Source organism: Dictyobacter arantiisoli, from assembly GCF_008326305.1.
Classification (GTDB): domain Bacteria; phylum Chloroflexota; class Ktedonobacteria; order Ktedonobacterales; family Ktedonobacteraceae; genus Dictyobacter; species Dictyobacter arantiisoli.
In genome coordinates, this window is the sequence record NZ_BIXY01000089.1 from 1 (window position 1) to 16,193 (window position 16,193).

Genomic DNA, 16,193 nt, shown 5'->3' on the forward strand with positions numbered 1-16,193 from the left:
TGCAGGAAAGGTGCATAGCACCTTTCCTGCACCACACACTAAAAACTGTTTTGAGCACCGCAGGTGCGAAAAATCATGCATAGGGATCGTGGAGAGCATGGGAGTCCGACACTAACTAAGAGCGAAATATGCGCGCTGAAAAACTCTAGCATGACGCTTCTGAACCATAAGTAAGAGAGAGCCTGTTGCATTACAATGGGCTCTCTCTTACTTATGGGGGCTCATGCGCCTGTCAGGAACAACTTATGTGCGTGGAATGAGCGGGAGCTGGATGAAGGAAGGATGCTCGCTATCATGATAGATGCGTTGCTTAGCGGTGACAAGAGTGGTACTCAGGCCAAGAGGCTCTCCGGTATTCTGATTGCGATCATATTTGGGAAAGGCACTGGAGGTAATCTGTACGCAGATACGATGTCCTGCTTTGAAGACCTGTGAGATATTCCAGCAATCCAGCGTGCAATGATAGATTTGTCCAGGCTCGATCAGCTCTGGATGTTGCATACCATTGCGGAAACGCGCACGGACCATGCCATCACACAGGCGCTGCCGAAAACCATTCGGCCAGACATCAATCAGCATTGCCATAAAGTCGGTATCGGGAGCCGAGGAGGCAGCATAAAGCTGCACTTTAACAGGTCCGGTCACCTCGATGTCTTCAGATAATACTTCCGTACTATAGACCAGCACATCATCACGGCGTTGCAAGGATGAGTAGTCGTCAGGGCCACCAATCTGTGAGGAGGTCGCATCGGTGATAAAGGGCACAGGATGAGCGGGATCATACTGATAGGTATCGCAGACCTCCTCGGCTGGCTTCTGGAGCGAGAGAGAGCCGTCACCAAAACGGCTATTGGCTCGCCCCTGGCTATGCAGATAATACGGCGTCCATTGTGTACGTGCCAGCGGCCATTCCTGCTCATCACGCCATTCATTATCCCCCATTACAAAGATGCGCACAGGTGCGCCCACCTCGACATCCAACTGTTTGAGATAGCGTTCATACCAGCGCAGTTGCTCACCACGCAGATCGATAATGGCCTGGGGCCCAAAATCGACCATACCTAACTTTGCATCGGCGTTCGTGGCATGTCCCCAGGGACCCATCAGCAGGCGCTGCTGAGCGCGTACCTCAGCGGTGGCACCACGCGTCACCATGCCAATATAATTGAGGGGTGTACCAATCTGCTCATCATCATACCAACCGGAAATATGCAGGACCGGCACATCTATCTGCTCAAAACGCTGCTGATAACAGAGAGGCAACCAGTAATCATCCAATTGAGTGTGCTGCATCTCCCTGCGCCAGGCCAGGATGTTTCTTCCCAGGCGCTCATCCATGCTGACCAGCGGCAAATGTTGATAGACCTGCTCCCACTCAACCACATCCATTGATTGGAGCGTGCGACCACTGGTCAGATGAAGCCAGCACAGATGCATAGGACTGGGCGTGCCGGTTGGTGTCTCAACAAAAGGATCAGATGGCGGCACCAATACAATCATCGCATTAAGATGAGGCGGGCGCTCAACCGCCGTCAGCCACTGGCTACGCCCACCATAGGACGCTCCAATGGTGCCCACCCGACCATTGGACCAGGGCTGACTGGCGCACCACTCAATCGCATCATAACCATCACGCCCCTCATTAAAATAAGGGATAAACTCGCCATCTGAATCCCCTCTTCCCCGTACATCCAGCGAGATATAAATATAACCATGGCGCACAAAATACTTGACGGTATCCAGGTTGATATGCGCCTTCATATATGGTGTACGCATCAGAATCACAGGACACGGCGCGCCAGCCACTGGCATATAGATATCAGCCGACAGCGTCACGCCATCGCGCATTGGAACACGTTGATCAAATTGAATTTGCAGCTCACGTGGATAATCTGGCAGCATAAAGAGATCCCCCCTCTATCTTTCCAACATCAACATTCATGGGATTGCTGAGGTTGCTCGGATTAAAGGGCAACAGTCCTCAACAATCCACTGATAACGGAGTGCGCTAGCCCAAAACAATCTGAATCTTAATTGAAGTTGGCTTCATATGCGTTGCATACTCAAACGCCTGAATACTATCCTCAAAGGCAAAGGTATCAGTAATCAAAGGCTTCACAGCTATTTTTCCGCTTCCCAGCAGGGCCAGAGCACGTGGATAGACATGCGCATAGCGGAAAATTGTCTCAATACTCGCCTCTTTCGCCTGCGCTGCCACCAGATCAAACTGGACAGTACTGGCTGGCATTCCCACAAAAACCACCCGACCACCCGGACAGAGTGGCTCAAATACACCAGCTATCGAGCGAGCATTGCCACTAGCCTCAAAGATTACATCCGCGCCCCAATTATTGCTCAGTTGCTTGACCACATCTGTCACACTCTCACGCGCGACATTCACCGGGATAATGTTACCCAATGTCCGAGCAATATCCAGTTTCTCCTGAATCACATCAGTTATGACAACCTGACTACAGCCAGCCGCGAGAGCAGACAGGGCGGTCACCATACCGATTGGGCCCGCGCCCAGCACTACTGCCAGATCACCCGGTTTGATACGTGCTTTCGTGGCCGCATGCATCCCGACAGCCAGAGGCTCAACCATCGCACCTTCCGCATAGCTGATGTTGTCCGGCAACTTAAATGTATAGGCCGCTGGATGCACCACATACGAAGTCAGACAGCCATGCACAGGAGGAGTTGCCCAGAAACGGACGGCAGGGTCCAGATTGTAAATACCAAGGCGGCTGGCACGGCTATTTGGATCGGGAATACCCGGCTCCATACAGACGCGATCGCCGGGCTTCAAATCCGTCACCGCGCTACCACACTCCACAACCGTACCCGAGGCCTCATGTCCCATCACCATCGGCTCACGCACCACAAACTGTCCAATCGCCCCATGTTCATAATAGTGGACATCGCTACCACAAATACCCACCGTGTGCACAGCAATACGCACATCATGTGGACCCACCTCCGTAGGTAGATCAATCTCTCGTAACGATAATTCGTGCACCTTCTCTAAAACAAGCGAAACCATCATAAATCCCTTCTACTGAGAACATCGATCACACATTGATCAAAGCAAGAGAGCTGAAACGCTGATCATGCAATAAGATCTCCCGCGCCGCTCAACCGCTACCCGTGTGTCAATCTCCACCCATACAACGACGCACATATTTGTATGCACGTATACATTTATGGTAACACATTTGCGACATCACCCAACAGAGAACAACCACAGCCAGTGCCAACACGGCTAAACAGGAAGCACTGGCAAGAATGTGAGAACCTCTCCAAAGATATCCTGGAGAAGTTCTCACATCGTCAAATTCGCATAGTTGGACAACAATGTCCATCCAAAATGTCATCTAGGCATGACCAGGATGACTGGCAAATTCAGGATTGCCAGGAGAGCCAGCCCCTGGATTCTCCGGATAACCGGGATAACCGGGATAACCGGGATAACCTGATCCTGGAGTACCCGGATTCCCTGCTTCGGGATTGCCAGGATCGCCAGGATTGCCAGGATTGCCAGGATTGCCGGGGTGACCAGGATGTCCTGGATAGCCTGATCCGGGACTCCCAGGCCCAGGATAACCCGGGTGACCAGGATGTCCTGGATAGCCTGCTTCGGGATTGCCAGGATAACCTGATCCTGGATAACCGGGATAACCTGATCCGGGATGTCCTGGGTGACCAGGGTAACCTGATCCTGGATAGCCGGGATTCCCAGGATAACCTGATCCTGGGTAACCGGGGTAGCCGGGATTGCCGGGGTAGCCTGATCCTGGGTGACCAGGGTAACCTGATCCTGGGTAACCGGGGTAGCCGGGATTGCCGGGGTAGCCGGGATTGCCGGGGTAGCCGGGATTGCCGGGGTAGCCGGGATTGCCGGGGTAGCCGGGATTGCCGGGGTAGCCTGATCCTGGATAGCCGGGATGTCCTGGATGACCGGGATAACCGGGATAACCTGATCCTGGGTAGCCGGGATTGCCGGGGTAGCCTGATCCTGGATAGCCGGGATTGCCGGGGTAGCCTGATCCTGGATAGCCGGGATTGCCGTAGTGGCCTGAGTTGCCAGCCGTGCCGGGTGTCAGATACCAGATTTGGTTGTCCGCACCATTGTCATGATATTGAATCACTGGTGCGCCATCACTGAGGGAGGCCCCAGTTACATCCAACACTTTACCGCTGTTCACGGAGGTGATCTTGTAATAACCGTCATAGGTATCACTATAGCCAAAGGAGCTATAGCCATAGTTGCTATGACTATAGATAGGCGTGATTCTCCACAATTGATTCGCACTGCCATTCACATAATATTGAATCAGTGGAGCTCCATCCCTGAACTCTGCACCGTAAATATCCAATACTTTATGGCTGTTGACCGATTCAATTCGATAAACACATCCGGCATCATCGCTGGAAACCGGCTCGAAGTCCCATAATTGATTTGGTCCACCATTGGGAGTATATTGAATTACAGGTGCTGCATCAGCAAAGGAAGCACCTTCTACATCCAGTACTTTGCCGCTATTTTTCGAAACAATCAACACGGAAGCATAATAATGACAATCACCCTCATAGCTATGAGGGGAGCGCGCAGCCATCGCTTGCTGACCACTGCTACTCATCAGAGCCGCTGAAAACGAAAGGGACGCCATCAAAGTACTTATCCCATATTTCATGGCAGGCACTTTTTTGTTTTTTAGCATTGTTCTATTTCCTTTCTTGCATTAAGATGCGAAAGGTTAAGAATGTAAAGCTATCCGCAAAAACATTTATGGTATAGTATTACATTCCTTTCATCGTCTTATTCATTATAAACAAGCAAGGTGAATAGAAGTAAATAGATACAATAACTCTATGAGCTGCCGCTCCTGCACCCCGCTTTCACCCGCAAGGACGGAGAGCTCCATTGCAAGTGCTCTTCGCGCATGCGTTTTCGCACCTATGGTGCTCAAATATCTTTTTAGTGTGTGGTGCAGGAAAGGTGCTGTGCACCTTTCCTGCACCACACACTAAAAAGAGCGCAGGCGCGCAGGCGCCTGCCAGCAGGGGAGCCACAAGATCCCGATGGGGATGGAAATCAAACTCAAGCTCTGTTCATGATTTTTCGCACCTACAGTGCTCAAAACAGTTTTCATTATGTGGTACAGGAAAGGTGCTGTGCACCTTTCCTGTACCACATAATGAAAAGAGCGCAGGCGCGCAAGCGCCTGCCAGCAGGTCAAACAGGAAGATGAGGATGGGCATCAAACACTTTGTTAGGGAAGGATGGCGATGGCCCGCACGGGGAAGGTGCCAACACCTTTGAATTTTGGAGGCAAGGCACTGAAGCGGAATCCTTGCTCGGGGAGTTGTTCAAGGCCGCGCAGATGTTCAACAATTAAGATTTCTGAGTGGAGTAGCTGTGAATGGACCGGACGTTCCTGTCCACTGGTATCGTCGATGTTCACCGCATCAATTCCCACCAGTTTTACGCCGCATTCGACTAAATAACGAGCGGCATCGGCAGTGACATAAGGATGATTCTCAAAATACTGGTCGGTACGCCAGTAGTGATCCCAACCAGTATGAATTAATACTGCGCGCCCACGTAGCTCTTTGCCCTCAAAAAAGCTACGATCAATCGCCAGCGACTTACGGTAGTCAGCCCGAATGACAATTCCATCCAGATCCGCCATACTGGTCAGACTCACTTCTGAGAGATCTTTGCCATGCTCATAGCGATGAAAGGGAGTATCTAAATAGGTGCCAGTATTCGCAATCATCTCGATCTTCGCGATATGGAACTCAGTACCCGGTGCATAACGTGTGCGCGACTCTTCTCTGCTCAAATAATCGCAAACAATTGGTGCGGGAAAACCTTTCAATGTAATCAGTTCAGTATCAATCGTATGGCTCACATCGATGAGGCGCTCGTTTTCAGCAGAGGCAGACACAGAAATACGTTTATGGGGTTCAGTAATAATTTCTTTGTTACTGATCTTCACCTGCTCGACCATCAACAATTGCATATCTTGGACCAGATAGTCGATGAGTTGCTGATCAGAAATATCGTCGCTATCGATATCCAAACGGAATCCCTGGCCCTGAATGCCTCCACCATTGGTAAACTTGATCTCAAAATCAAACTGAACGCGTTTATCCATATCGGTCTTCCTTCTTGCTTCAAACATAACAAGAGAGATACGTGCCTCTCTGCGTGTTACTGTAACAAATGGAGGGAAGAGAAGAAATAGACAAAATAGGAATAGGGCCAAATAGACATATGTATGATCTAACCAGAAATCCAGCTTACAACCCGCTATTTATCTGCTCAGGCATCCCAGTTTTGCGCCAGACGAGTCAGGCGTTCGCGATATTCGATACGTTCCAGCCAGACAGCAGGCCAGGCAGCCAGACCCAGATGCGCGCCAGCAAAGGCCCCAGCCAGACAGGCGAGCGAGTCCGAATCGCCTGAAGAGACAGCGGCACGTTGAATAGCGGACACAGCATCATTGGGAAAGAGCAAGAAGCAGAAAAGGCCGGTTGCCAGCGCCTCTTCAGCGATCCAACCAGCTCCGGTCGCCAGACAGGGATCCGCCTGAACATCAGGATGTTGTAAGGCCTGCTGCAAACGCACCAATACGCCCAGACATTCATCCCAACCTGCCGCGATAAATTCTTCCGCAGAGGCCGCCTTCGATCGCTTCCAGAGCGGCCCCAACCAATCCTGATGATAGACTGTACGCTGACTATGTGCATATGCAATCAAGCGTTCAGGTAAGCCCACCAGATCGTCACCACCACCTGCTATCAGATCAGCTATCACATAGGCCGTCAAATCAGCCGCCGCCAGCCCAGTTGGATGTCCATGTGTTAACGCCGCCTGAAATTGCGCAATCGCCGCCCGTTCCTGTTCCGTGACAGCAGGCAGCAGGCCCACAGGAGCCACCCGCATATTCGCGCCACATCCTTTAGAGCCGCTGATCGTCGCCTTATACCATGGCAGACCACACGCCAGATAATCGCAGGCCTGCATACAAGTCATACCGGGAGCACGATTATTATCCGGACTCTCATTCCAGGCAATAAAAGCATCACGCAGCGGCTCCTCCAACGTCTTCACTGTATAGGGTTGCTGTGCGACCAATAACGCCTCCCCCACTGCCAGGGCCATCTGCGTATCATCTGTCACACGCGCCAAAGGAGAGGATAGATCGTGTGGGCCGGCGGGTGGATATTTGGTCAAAATATCGACAACCTGTAAAAATTCGGTATCGGCCCCCAGTGCATCACCATAAGCCAATCCAAACAGACATCCTGCGGCGCGCTGTACAGGCAGGACATTCCTGGTAGTCTTTTGCATTTCTACACATACTCTCTATTATTCATAAGACAAAGTGATAGAATAGCTTTAATATAACACGGCAATAATCGCATTGTATAGGGCTTAACCTGCTTGCCAGGATCTTCCAATTCTCATGCGCAGGAACCGCATCCCCATTCCAACCAATGCGGGAAAGCGCGGAAAGCCAACATAGCCGCCGAAGGCTGCACAAAAAAATTGGGAAATTCTTGATGGACAGAATATCATGGACAGAATATCTATAAACAGGTGATTTTTTGTTCTCAACTCCTGTGATTGTATTCTGGGCAGAATCGTGTATAGTAGAGATAGAGTTTGTCCCTGGTAGCACCAGGGACAGCGTATTTTTTGAATCCCTGTGATAAGTATCTTAGGAGAAATCGTTTGCAGCTCAGAATTTACTTTAATCCTGCCGAACTTTCGTATGTCGAACCATCCGCCAACGATATCTATATCGTGATTGATGCCATGCGTGCCACGACAACTATGACCGTTATGTTTGAGCAGGGTGCCAAACAGGTGCTTGCCGCCCATACCCTTGAACAAGCCCTGGAGTCTGGGCGCAAGATCCCTGGACGCCTGCTCTGCGGCGAACGTCATACCCAGACACCTCCCGGCTTCGATTACGGCAACTCGCCTGCTCAGTTTGCCCAAATGGATCTTGCAAATCGCGAGCTTGTCCTTACCACCAGCAATGGCACACGCGCGCTCTTTGCCTGTCCCGAGAAGAGTATTCGTCTGGCTGGTTGTTTCTATAATGGAAGTGCTGTCACTACCCGAGCACTATCCCTGGCCCGGGAGCGTCAGAGCAATATCGCGATTGTTTGCGCCGCCGAATATGGCTATTTCGCGCTTGAAGATAGCGCCTGCGCCGGCTACCTGGCCCAGGAACTCTTGCGCCAGTATCCCAAGCTGACTATTCACGATAGCACCTACGGAGCTATCACCATCGCGGAAAACTATCCGCCAGACATCCTGCGCCAGAAAGCCCAATCATCCCTGGATCTGCTGGCAATCGGACATGATCAGGACCTGAATTATTGCCTGACGAAAAGCCAGAGCACGGCTGTTCCAATGGTGACCGGCATCGAAGCCGAAACTGACCTCTTACAGCTCGCCTGTCTGGCTCCAGAACTGGTCGCGCCAGGTACCCTGTAATCGCATACAATCTATGAGTAAACCTGATACAGGCTCCTGCACACGGTCGATGAAACTACAAAGATGTATAGATGTGTAGGAATTTTTTCTGATACGCACGTCAGCGGCTTTTTATGATATACTGCTGTAACAATATCTCAAAATGGATTTTCTCCTCGTAGAGATTGAAAGCACCACTATTCGGGACAGAACAAAGGCTTGGATTATCAGATCATGTTCCATTGCTAAGAAAGCTTGATCATCATTATGCAAACACACTATCCGTTCTTAGAGCGCCTACGGCATGGTCCACTGTTATGCGACGGTGGAATGGGAACTGAACTCTACGCACGCGGGATTTCTTATGAAAGATGCTTTGAACATCTGAATCTGACGAATCCTGAACTGATCAAGTCCGTCCATCTGGATTATGTGGCTGCCGGGGCTCAAATTATCGAAACCAATACCTTTGGAGCCAATCGCTATCGCCTCGCTGAACATGGTCTGGAAGATCAGGTCTATGAGATCAATCGCGCTGGCGCCAAGATTGCTCGTGAGGTGCGTGATCTAAGCGAGCAACCAATCTTTCTGGCAGGCAATATTGGTCCATTGGGGAGCCCACTCGCGCCAATTGGAAAGATTCAGCCAGACGAGGCCCAAACGGCATTTCTTGAACAAACTGAGGCCCTCCTGCAATCAGGTGTGGATCTCTTGATCATCGAAACAATGTCTGATCTAACCGAGATGAGCGAAGCATTGACCGCTGTACGCAGCCTCACCGATCTGCCCGTGGTCGCATTGATGACCTTTGGCGAAGATGGTACTGTGACCAGCGGCGAAGACGCTCCTACCGTTGCGCGCACCTTGCGCGATCTCGGAGCAAACGTGGTTGGCGTCAACTGCGCCATGGGGCCCGCCAGCATGTTTGACGTCGCTCAGGACATGTGTGCTTATACGAGTGAGGATTTCTTTATCGGGGTGCAGCCAAACGCGGGCCTGCCGCGCCGCGTGGGCAATCGCTTTATCTATGTTTCTACCCCCGAATATTTTGCGGACTACACGCGCCGCTTCCTCAAGGCTGGCATTCGCATGATTGGTGGCTGTTGTGGCACCACACCCAGACATATTTCCGCCATGCATGATGTCCTGACCGAGCTTGCCCCGACGACCACCATCACAACCGACCTGATACCTGCCAGCACTCCTACCCTGGAAGCACTGCGCGAACGTATCCAGGAGACAGCCACAGCAGGCACACCCGCACAGCCAGCCCCCACCCATGTCGCCCAACTTTTACAGGATGGGAAGTTCGTGATCAGCATCGAAATGAGCCCGCCGCGCAGCGTAAAATTCACGCGCTTCCTGCAAAATGCCATCTTGATCCGTGACAGCGGCGCTGACGCTATCAATATTACCGACAACGCCATGGCCCGTGTGCGTATGAATAATGTTGCCGCCGCCCGCTTGATCCAACAAAACGTCGGCATCGAAACCATCGTCCACTTCACGCCGCGTGACCGCAATCTGATGGCCGTGCAAAGCGATGTCATCGGAGCGCATGCCACCGAGATTCGCAATATCCTGGCGATTACAGGCGATCCGCCCAGTCATGGCGACTTCCCCAACTCCACAGGTATCTGGGATGTTGATAGCATCGGCCTGATCTCAATCCTGCACAATCTCAATTTAGGACTCGACGGCAATCGTCGCAAGCTTGCTGCCGCCAGCTCTTTCTTTATCGGCTGCGCAGCCAATCCAGTCGCGCCCGATCTGGATGTAGAGATGGAGCGCCTGCACCGCAAAATTGAGAATGGAGCACGCTATATCATGACGCAGCCGGTCTTTGCCGCCGAAACATTTCTCAGCTATAAGCAAAACTACGAAAACCGCTACGGCCAGATTCCTATTCCTATCTTGATAGGACTCCAACCGCTGCATTCCTATCAGCAGGCCGAAAAGTTCCATAATGAAGTACCTGGTATCGTCATCCCAACCGAGATTCGTAACCGCATGCGCGAAGCGGGTGACACGGGTAGCACGGTCGGACTGGACATTATCAAAGAACTCTTCGACAATCTGGCACCCGCCGTGCAGGGCGCATACATCATGCCGCTCGACCGCTACGAACTCATCACAGAGCTCATCCCCTATATCCGCCAGCGCACACAATCCCCATACGCGCGAACGTAAGCCCTTTCAAGCGGGATTGCAAAGGGCAATCAGCCCTTTCAAGCGGGATTGCAAAGGGCAACCAGCCCTTTCAAGCGGGATTGCAAAGGGCAACCAGCCCTTTCAAGCGGGATTGCAAAGGGCGGCAAGCCCTTTGCCGGGGTTTGGGGTGTCCCCAACTACCCCTTTTTCTTCTTTTCTTCGCCGCCGCACGCGGCAGGCGCGTAAAATTATTCCTCTTTTAACACAATTCACCTGATTACTTAAGGATTCATATGTTATACTTCCCTATGACATGATACAATTCAAAGCATGGATACTCATGCTTTTGGCACTTCTTTCCCCTTTTAAAATATGGCATAAAGAATGGAAGTAATGTGTACAGGAAGGAGCATGTACTTTGAGAAGATCTACTACGCTTTTCTGGATGTCAGGACTTGCAGTAGTACTTATACTGGCACTCTTTGTAGGCACGGGCACACTACAAGGCCAGCAAGCCTCCGCACGTGCAGCAGTGAACTCATGCACACTCAACTCCCCGGCCGGGAATGTACAACACGTTATCTACCTGCAGTTCGACAATGTGCACTTAACACGTGATAATCCCAATATTCCTTCAGATCTAGAACAAATGCCCAATCTGCTCAATTTTGTTAAAAACAACGGTACGATGCTTGCGAAGAATCATACGCCGCTTATCGCGCATACTGGCGATGATATTTTGACCAGCCTGACGGGTGTGTATGGCGAGCGCCACGGAGTCTCAGTCAGTAACAGTTATCGCTATTACAACACAGATGGTAGTACCAGTTCCACTCCTGCCTTCACCTATTGGACCGCCCCGGTTTCGGCCACCAATCCGACTTATAATATGCTCAGTGCGCCCAATACCAACGCGCCTGCTCCCTGGGTTCCTTATACACGCGCTGGATGTAATGTCGGCTCGGTTGCCACTGCAAATACTGTCCTGGAGAATATCGGCACGGATATTCCAACAGTCTTTGGCGCGAATTCTCCTGAGGCAGCTGAAGTCAAGGTGAATCCAGCGCAGGCCACCAGCGACTTTGTCGGTATCGGCATCCATTGTGCTCAGAATAATGCGTTGTGTGCGACCAGTACCCATGCACGGGCCGATATCTTGCCCGACGAACCGGGCGGTTATACTGGCTATCAGGCACTTTTTGGACACAAATATGTTGCCTCACAGATCCATCCCAATGGGCCTCTTACTGACCTGAACGGCAATATTATCCAGGATAACAACGGACATGTCGGCTTCCCTGGCTTTGATAGTATGACGCCAGCCGTCTCGCTGTCCTATGTAGCAGACATGCAAGAACATGGTGTTCCCGTCACCTATGCCTATCTCTCAGACGCTCACGATCCCCATCCTTCCACTGGCTCTGCTTATGGACCGGGGCAGGCGGGCTATGTGGCCGCACTGAAAGCCTATGATGATGCCTTTGGCAAGTTCTTTACACGCCTGCAAGCAGATGGGATCAATGCCCATAATACCCTCTTCGTGTTTACGGCGGATGAAGGCGATCATTTCGTAGGCAGTGCGCCTACACCGGCCAATTGTGACGGCGTCACCGTTCCCTGTACGTACAACCAGGTAGGTGAAGTCAATGGCAACCTGACCGGCTTGCTGGCGACCCAGAAGAATATCACGACCCCCTTCACCGTCCATGCAGACTCTGCGCCAACCATCTATCTCACCGGACAGCCTGCGCGCACAGCTCCCGTCACACGTACCTTCGAGCAAGCGCTGGCAGAAATCACCGCGACCAATCCTTACACGGGCAAGACCGAAAAGATTACCCATTCTCTGGCTGATCCAGTTGAGATGCAACTCTTGCACATGGTCACCGCCGATCCGACGCGTACGCCAACCCTGACCCTCTTCGCCAAGCCTGATTACTATCTCTATGCGGGCGCGCCCAACTGTATCCAACCCTGCATACAGGCGGAATCAGCCTTTGCCTGGAATCACGGGGATGTCTCGCCCGATATCAATACCACCTGGCTAGGATTGGTAGGGCCCGGTATCCAGAATCAGCAACTCAATACAACCACCTGGGCAGACCATGCAGACATTCGTCCGACCATGCTGGCCTTGCTGGGATTGAAGGACGATTATGTCCATGATGGTCGTGTGCTGTTTGAAGTCATAACCCATCAAGCGCTTCCACCGGCAGTACGGGCCAATCGTGCCTTCTATGAGCAAATCGCCCAGCTCTACAAACAGATCAACGCCCCGGTTGGCAAGCTGGGACTGAGCAGCCTGGAGATCTCAACCCGCGCCCTGCAAAGTCATAGCGCCAACGATCAGACCTATACCACCTTAGAAAATCAGCTACAGCTCATTACCACGCACCGCAATACACTGGCGAAACAGATGATTACGGTCCTGGAAAATGCGGCATTCGGGACAGCCAATCCCGTCGCAACGATTGCTAATCCCAATCATCAGCAAGCACAATCCCTCTTTAACCAGGGACAGCAACTGCTGAAACAGGCCCAGAAACTCGCCGCTAACTAAGCAGACAGATCCCAATAGAAAGAGCGTGGATAGCGATAAACTATCCACGCTCTTTCTATTGGGATCTGTCTGTTGATCGGTCAACAGGGACGAAAGGTTGTTGTCAATAAGCCGTCGCGCTCAAAACTTTCGGTCAGATGTTGATCGCGCTTTAACCCAAACATATTATATTCACTATTAAACGCTACATCGTTCGCATATGTATGTAATAGATCCAGATCCGAGCGGCGTACTGGACGTAAGTATATCTTTTCACCACGTATCATAAATGAAAAACATCCTTAGTAGTATTTGATAGAATTTATTCACAACACTATCATAAACAGAATCTGTTCCGTTGCCTATATACTGAGCAACCCAGGATTTATTGCACCTGTATGCCGACACGGATCAATAAATCCCGACAGAGAGAAGCGGGATATTTGATTGGCAGACGGCGATTGCTATGGGAGTCCGAGCCAGCACTGATCAGCAGTTGATGCCGCTGCGCATAGGCCAGATACAGTGCTTTTTGCGCCTCAGAATGCAATGGATAGTACACTTCCAATCCATCCAACGGCACCTCCTGACGCAATTGATCGAGCATGGTTTCGCTATAACGTGTAATGTCATCACGTCCAGGATGGGCCATAATACAGACCGCGCCAGCACGATGGGCCGCCTCAACCACCTCCAGACAATCATTGGTAACGTTACGCAGGCCAGCATCGGTCAAGATCTTGTTAAGCGTCACGGTATTCGGCGCGTAGCGATGCTCGATCAATAATTTAGCGATATCACGAAATTGTCGTGGCACGCCAGCACTTTCTGGTAATAGTGTTTGCTGTCGCGGGAAACCATAGCCCTTCGCAAGCAAATTCGCATAGACCATCCGGATATTATCCTGCTGCCCCTGGATGACAGCTTCTCCCAGTAGCCGTAGCTCCTCACGTTGGGGACCAAAACCATAACACAGAATATCAGTCGGATAACCATGCCAGATGGTTGTCATTTCAACGGCCGCCAGCACTGGCAACTGCTGCTGCGCCGCCAATTGCTGGATCGCTGCCGCTACCTCAACACGATCATGATCCGTCACCGCGACCAATGCAAACTTCTCTGCCGCCAGATACGCGATTAATTGTTCAGGAGTCCATAAACCATCGCTATAGGTTGTATGCATTTGTAAATCAATGGCATCATCTGGCTGCAAGACAAGTTGTGAAGTTAATGACTCCAAAATGAGAATCCTTTCCATCAAAGGCAGCAAAAAAGAGAACTGAAAAGCCCTGAATATCGAGAGACAAAGCATCCAACAAATAGTATGAGTATCACTGGCTTTATTATCGCATAAAAAAGAACCGGTCCGACAGTAGCTTTCTTCTGCTTCACCATGCTGCATGCAATAGCATTGGGACGATAGTGTAACTCCTCTACCGCCGCCTGCACCAATGCCCGTGTAGGGGGACTGACATGTCGATCATTTCCATTTAAAACATGTGATGAGGTGATGCCTCAGCGCTATCAATCTGGTTCCAAATGGATATTAGACATATCAAATTCAGTCAGGTATACTTCTTTTATGATCTTTATGTGAAACAGCTGCAATAGTAATATATGCAAATTTTCACTTATTTTAATGATGTATAGCAGCATAGAAAGCAAGAGGATAATATGGTGAAAGAAGATTGGAACGCGGATTTATACGACCAGAAACATGCATTCGTCTTCAAATATGGGGCAAGCTTGATCTCAATTCTTGCTCCACAGGCCGGAGAAACCATTTTGGATCTGGGATGTGGCACCGGTCATCTCACACGCGCTATTGCCGACGCGGGGGCGCATGTCATCGGTATGGATAGTTCCGCCAGCATGATCGAATCCGCCCGGATTGCCTATCCCGGCCTTGATTTTCAGGTTGGGGATGCCACCAATTTCACCCCGGCCAGCCCCGTCGATGCCATTTTTTCCAATGCCACGCTGCACTGGATACAGAATCCTGCAGCGGCAGCCAGGCACATGGCGGCAGCCCTCAAGCCTGGAGGACGGCTGGTCGCCGAGTTTGGCGGCAAAGGCAATATCGCGACTATCACCAGCGCAACCCGGCAGGCAGCCAAAGAAATCACAGGACAGGATATTCAATCTAGTTGGTATTTTCCCTCAATAGGTGAATATACTTCCTTGCTAGAGCAGTATGGATTAACAGTGAACAGCGCCATTCTCTTTGAGCGCCCAACGCCTCTGGAAGGTGAAGATGCACTGCGCAACTGGCTCAATATGTTTGGACTCGTCATCTTCCAGCAGTTGCCCGAAGACATCAAGCAACAAGTTATTATAAGAGCCGAGGCCCTGGCACGTCCCACCCTCTATCAAAATGGCCGCTGGATAGGCGACTACCGGCGCCTGCGCATCGTCGCCTATAAAGATGCGTGAACACGCCAAGGCCCGATCTAGCCAGGATCGGGCCCCGTCTCCAGACATGGCAATGACGCGCTTAGTGACACCTTATAACGTATCCTGCCGAGATTTCACCTGCCTCATTTGGCCGGTTGTCATCTGATTCATACTTAGTACTGCTCCCGCCATATCGGCCCCTTTCAAGTTCGCCTCTGTGAGGTTGGTATAGCTCAGATTGGCACGCCGCAAATCGACATCACAAAGATTGGACATACTGAGGTCCGCCTTGCTGAGGTCTGCATAAGTTAGATTAGCACCCTTGAGATTCGCCTGTCGCAAATTACTGGCGTGCAGGATGGTAAGATTCAAATCAGCATTGATAAAATTAACACCACTCAAGTTAGCATTTGAGAGGTCAAACTGCGCCAGGCTTGCCTCGCTCAGATCCTCATCCTGAAGATCTATCGAAACCTCCGGATGATCCTGACGAAAAGCATTCCACTGTTCATAAGTGCTGCGCTGTAAAAGTTCTAGCAAATCTATCTTATCCATTGCGATGACCTCCGCGACAGAAATTGAGGCTCTCCCAACAATGCAAGCAGCATGTCT

13 protein-coding genes are annotated in these 16,193 nt (G+C 51.0%); 4 read left to right on the forward strand and 9 right to left on the reverse strand.

Annotated elements, in window-relative coordinates; translation table 11 throughout:
- Positions 1-243: 243 nt before the first annotated feature.
- The 5 genes from F1593_RS22515 to F1593_RS22545 form a co-directional block, all read right to left on the reverse strand.
- Positions 244-1,902 (reverse strand): CocE/NonD family hydrolase, encoded by a 1,659-nt coding sequence (locus F1593_RS22515; RefSeq protein WP_149403816.1) that lies wholly within the window; start codon positions 1,900-1,902, stop codon positions 244-246.
- A 106-nt stretch (positions 1,903-2,008) separates the two neighbouring features.
- A complete protein-coding gene (locus F1593_RS22520; RefSeq protein ID WP_149403838.1) occupies positions 2,009-3,043 on the reverse strand; it encodes an NAD(P)-dependent alcohol dehydrogenase in 1,035 nt (344 codons plus the stop codon).
- Positions 3,044-3,374: 331 nt separating this feature from the next.
- Positions 3,375-4,721, reverse strand: coding sequence for an RICIN domain-containing protein (locus F1593_RS29740; protein ID WP_172632356.1), 1,347 nt, complete (start codon positions 4,719-4,721; stop codon positions 3,375-3,377).
- A gap of 552 nt (positions 4,722-5,273) precedes the next feature.
- Positions 5,274-6,161 carry a cyclase family protein gene (locus F1593_RS22540; protein WP_149403817.1) on the reverse strand — a complete coding sequence of 296 codons (888 nt, stop codon included), beginning with the start codon at positions 6,159-6,161 and terminating at the stop codon, positions 5,274-5,276.
- A 167-nt stretch (positions 6,162-6,328) separates the two neighbouring features.
- The gene (locus tag F1593_RS22545) at positions 6,329-7,360 is read right to left on the reverse strand and encodes an ADP-ribosylglycohydrolase family protein (protein WP_149403818.1); all 1,032 of its coding nucleotides are present in this window, start codon (positions 7,358-7,360) and stop codon (positions 6,329-6,331) included.
- 384 nt (positions 7,361-7,744) lie between these two features.
- Between F1593_RS22545 and F1593_RS22550 the strand changes: the two genes are divergently transcribed.
- The 3 genes from F1593_RS22550 (at position 7,745) to F1593_RS22560 (ending at position 13,208) form a co-directional block, all read left to right on the forward strand.
- A complete protein-coding gene (locus F1593_RS22550) occupies positions 7,745-8,518 on the forward strand; it encodes a 2-phosphosulfolactate phosphatase (RefSeq protein WP_149403819.1) in 774 nt (257 codons plus the stop codon).
- Positions 8,519-8,764: 246 nt separating this feature from the next.
- A complete protein-coding gene (locus F1593_RS22555) occupies positions 8,765-10,687 on the forward strand; it encodes a bifunctional homocysteine S-methyltransferase/methylenetetrahydrofolate reductase (RefSeq protein WP_149403820.1) in 1,923 nt (640 codons plus the stop codon).
- Positions 10,688-11,066: 379 nt separating this feature from the next.
- Positions 11,067-13,208: an alkaline phosphatase family protein gene (locus tag F1593_RS22560; protein ID WP_149403821.1), complete on the forward strand. Its 2,142-nt coding sequence runs from the start codon at positions 11,067-11,069 to the stop codon at positions 13,206-13,208.
- An 80-nt stretch (positions 13,209-13,288) separates the two neighbouring features.
- On the opposite strand, the gene F1593_RS22565 is transcribed toward F1593_RS22560, so the two are convergent.
- From F1593_RS22565 to F1593_RS29965, 3 genes are all read right to left on the reverse strand, one after another.
- Positions 13,289-13,474, reverse strand: coding sequence for a hypothetical protein (locus tag F1593_RS22565; protein ID WP_149403822.1), 186 nt, complete (start codon positions 13,472-13,474; stop codon positions 13,289-13,291).
- A 98-nt stretch (positions 13,475-13,572) separates the two neighbouring features.
- Positions 13,573-14,427, reverse strand: a complete 855-nt coding sequence (locus F1593_RS22570; protein WP_149403823.1) for a PHP domain-containing protein — start codon at positions 14,425-14,427, stop codon at positions 13,573-13,575.
- Positions 14,428-14,444: 17 nt separating this feature from the next.
- Positions 14,445-14,699, reverse strand: coding sequence for a LacI family DNA-binding transcriptional regulator (locus F1593_RS29965; RefSeq protein WP_149403839.1), 255 nt, complete (start codon positions 14,697-14,699; stop codon positions 14,445-14,447).
- A gap of 162 nt (positions 14,700-14,861) precedes the next feature.
- Between F1593_RS29965 and F1593_RS22580 the strand changes: the two genes are divergently transcribed.
- Positions 14,862-15,620 (forward strand): class I SAM-dependent methyltransferase, encoded by a 759-nt coding sequence (locus tag F1593_RS22580; protein WP_149403824.1) that lies wholly within the window; start codon positions 14,862-14,864, stop codon positions 15,618-15,620.
- Between the two features lie 72 nt (positions 15,621-15,692).
- Here F1593_RS22580 and F1593_RS22585 read toward each other — a convergent pair whose 3' ends face one another.
- Complete coding sequence (locus tag F1593_RS22585; protein ID WP_172632357.1) at positions 15,693-16,136, reverse strand: pentapeptide repeat-containing protein; 444 nt, start codon at positions 16,134-16,136, stop codon at positions 15,693-15,695.
- Positions 16,137-16,193 lie beyond the last annotated feature (57 nt).

Bases quoted from the DNA above. Each gene is read 5' to 3' on its own strand.
- F1593_RS22515 (WP_149403816.1), bottom strand. From the start codon at position 1,902: ATGCTGCCAGATTATCCACGTGAGCTGCAAATTCAATTTGATCAACGT.
- F1593_RS22520 (WP_149403838.1), bottom strand. From the start codon at position 3,043: ATGGTTTCGCTTGTTTTAGAGAAGGTGCACGAATTATCGTTACGAGAG.
- F1593_RS29740 (WP_172632356.1), bottom strand. From the start codon at position 4,721: ATGCTAAAAAACAAAAAAGTGCCTGCCATGAAATATGGGATAAGTACT.
- F1593_RS22540 (WP_149403817.1), bottom strand. From the start codon at position 6,161: ATGGATAAACGCGTTCAGTTTGATTTTGAGATCAAGTTTACCAATGGT.
- F1593_RS22545 (WP_149403818.1), bottom strand. From the start codon at position 7,360: ATGCAAAAGACTACCAGGAATGTCCTGCCTGTACAGCGCGCCGCAGGA.
- F1593_RS22555 (WP_149403820.1), top strand. From the start codon at position 8,765: ATGCAAACACACTATCCGTTCTTAGAGCGCCTACGGCATGGTCCACTG.
- F1593_RS22565 (WP_149403822.1), bottom strand. From the start codon at position 13,474: ATGATACGTGGTGAAAAGATATACTTACGTCCAGTACGCCGCTCGGAT.
- F1593_RS22580 (WP_149403824.1), top strand. From the start codon at position 14,862: ATGGTGAAAGAAGATTGGAACGCGGATTTATACGACCAGAAACATGCA.
- F1593_RS22585 (WP_172632357.1), bottom strand. From the start codon at position 16,136: ATGGATAAGATAGATTTGCTAGAACTTTTACAGCGCAGCACTTATGAA.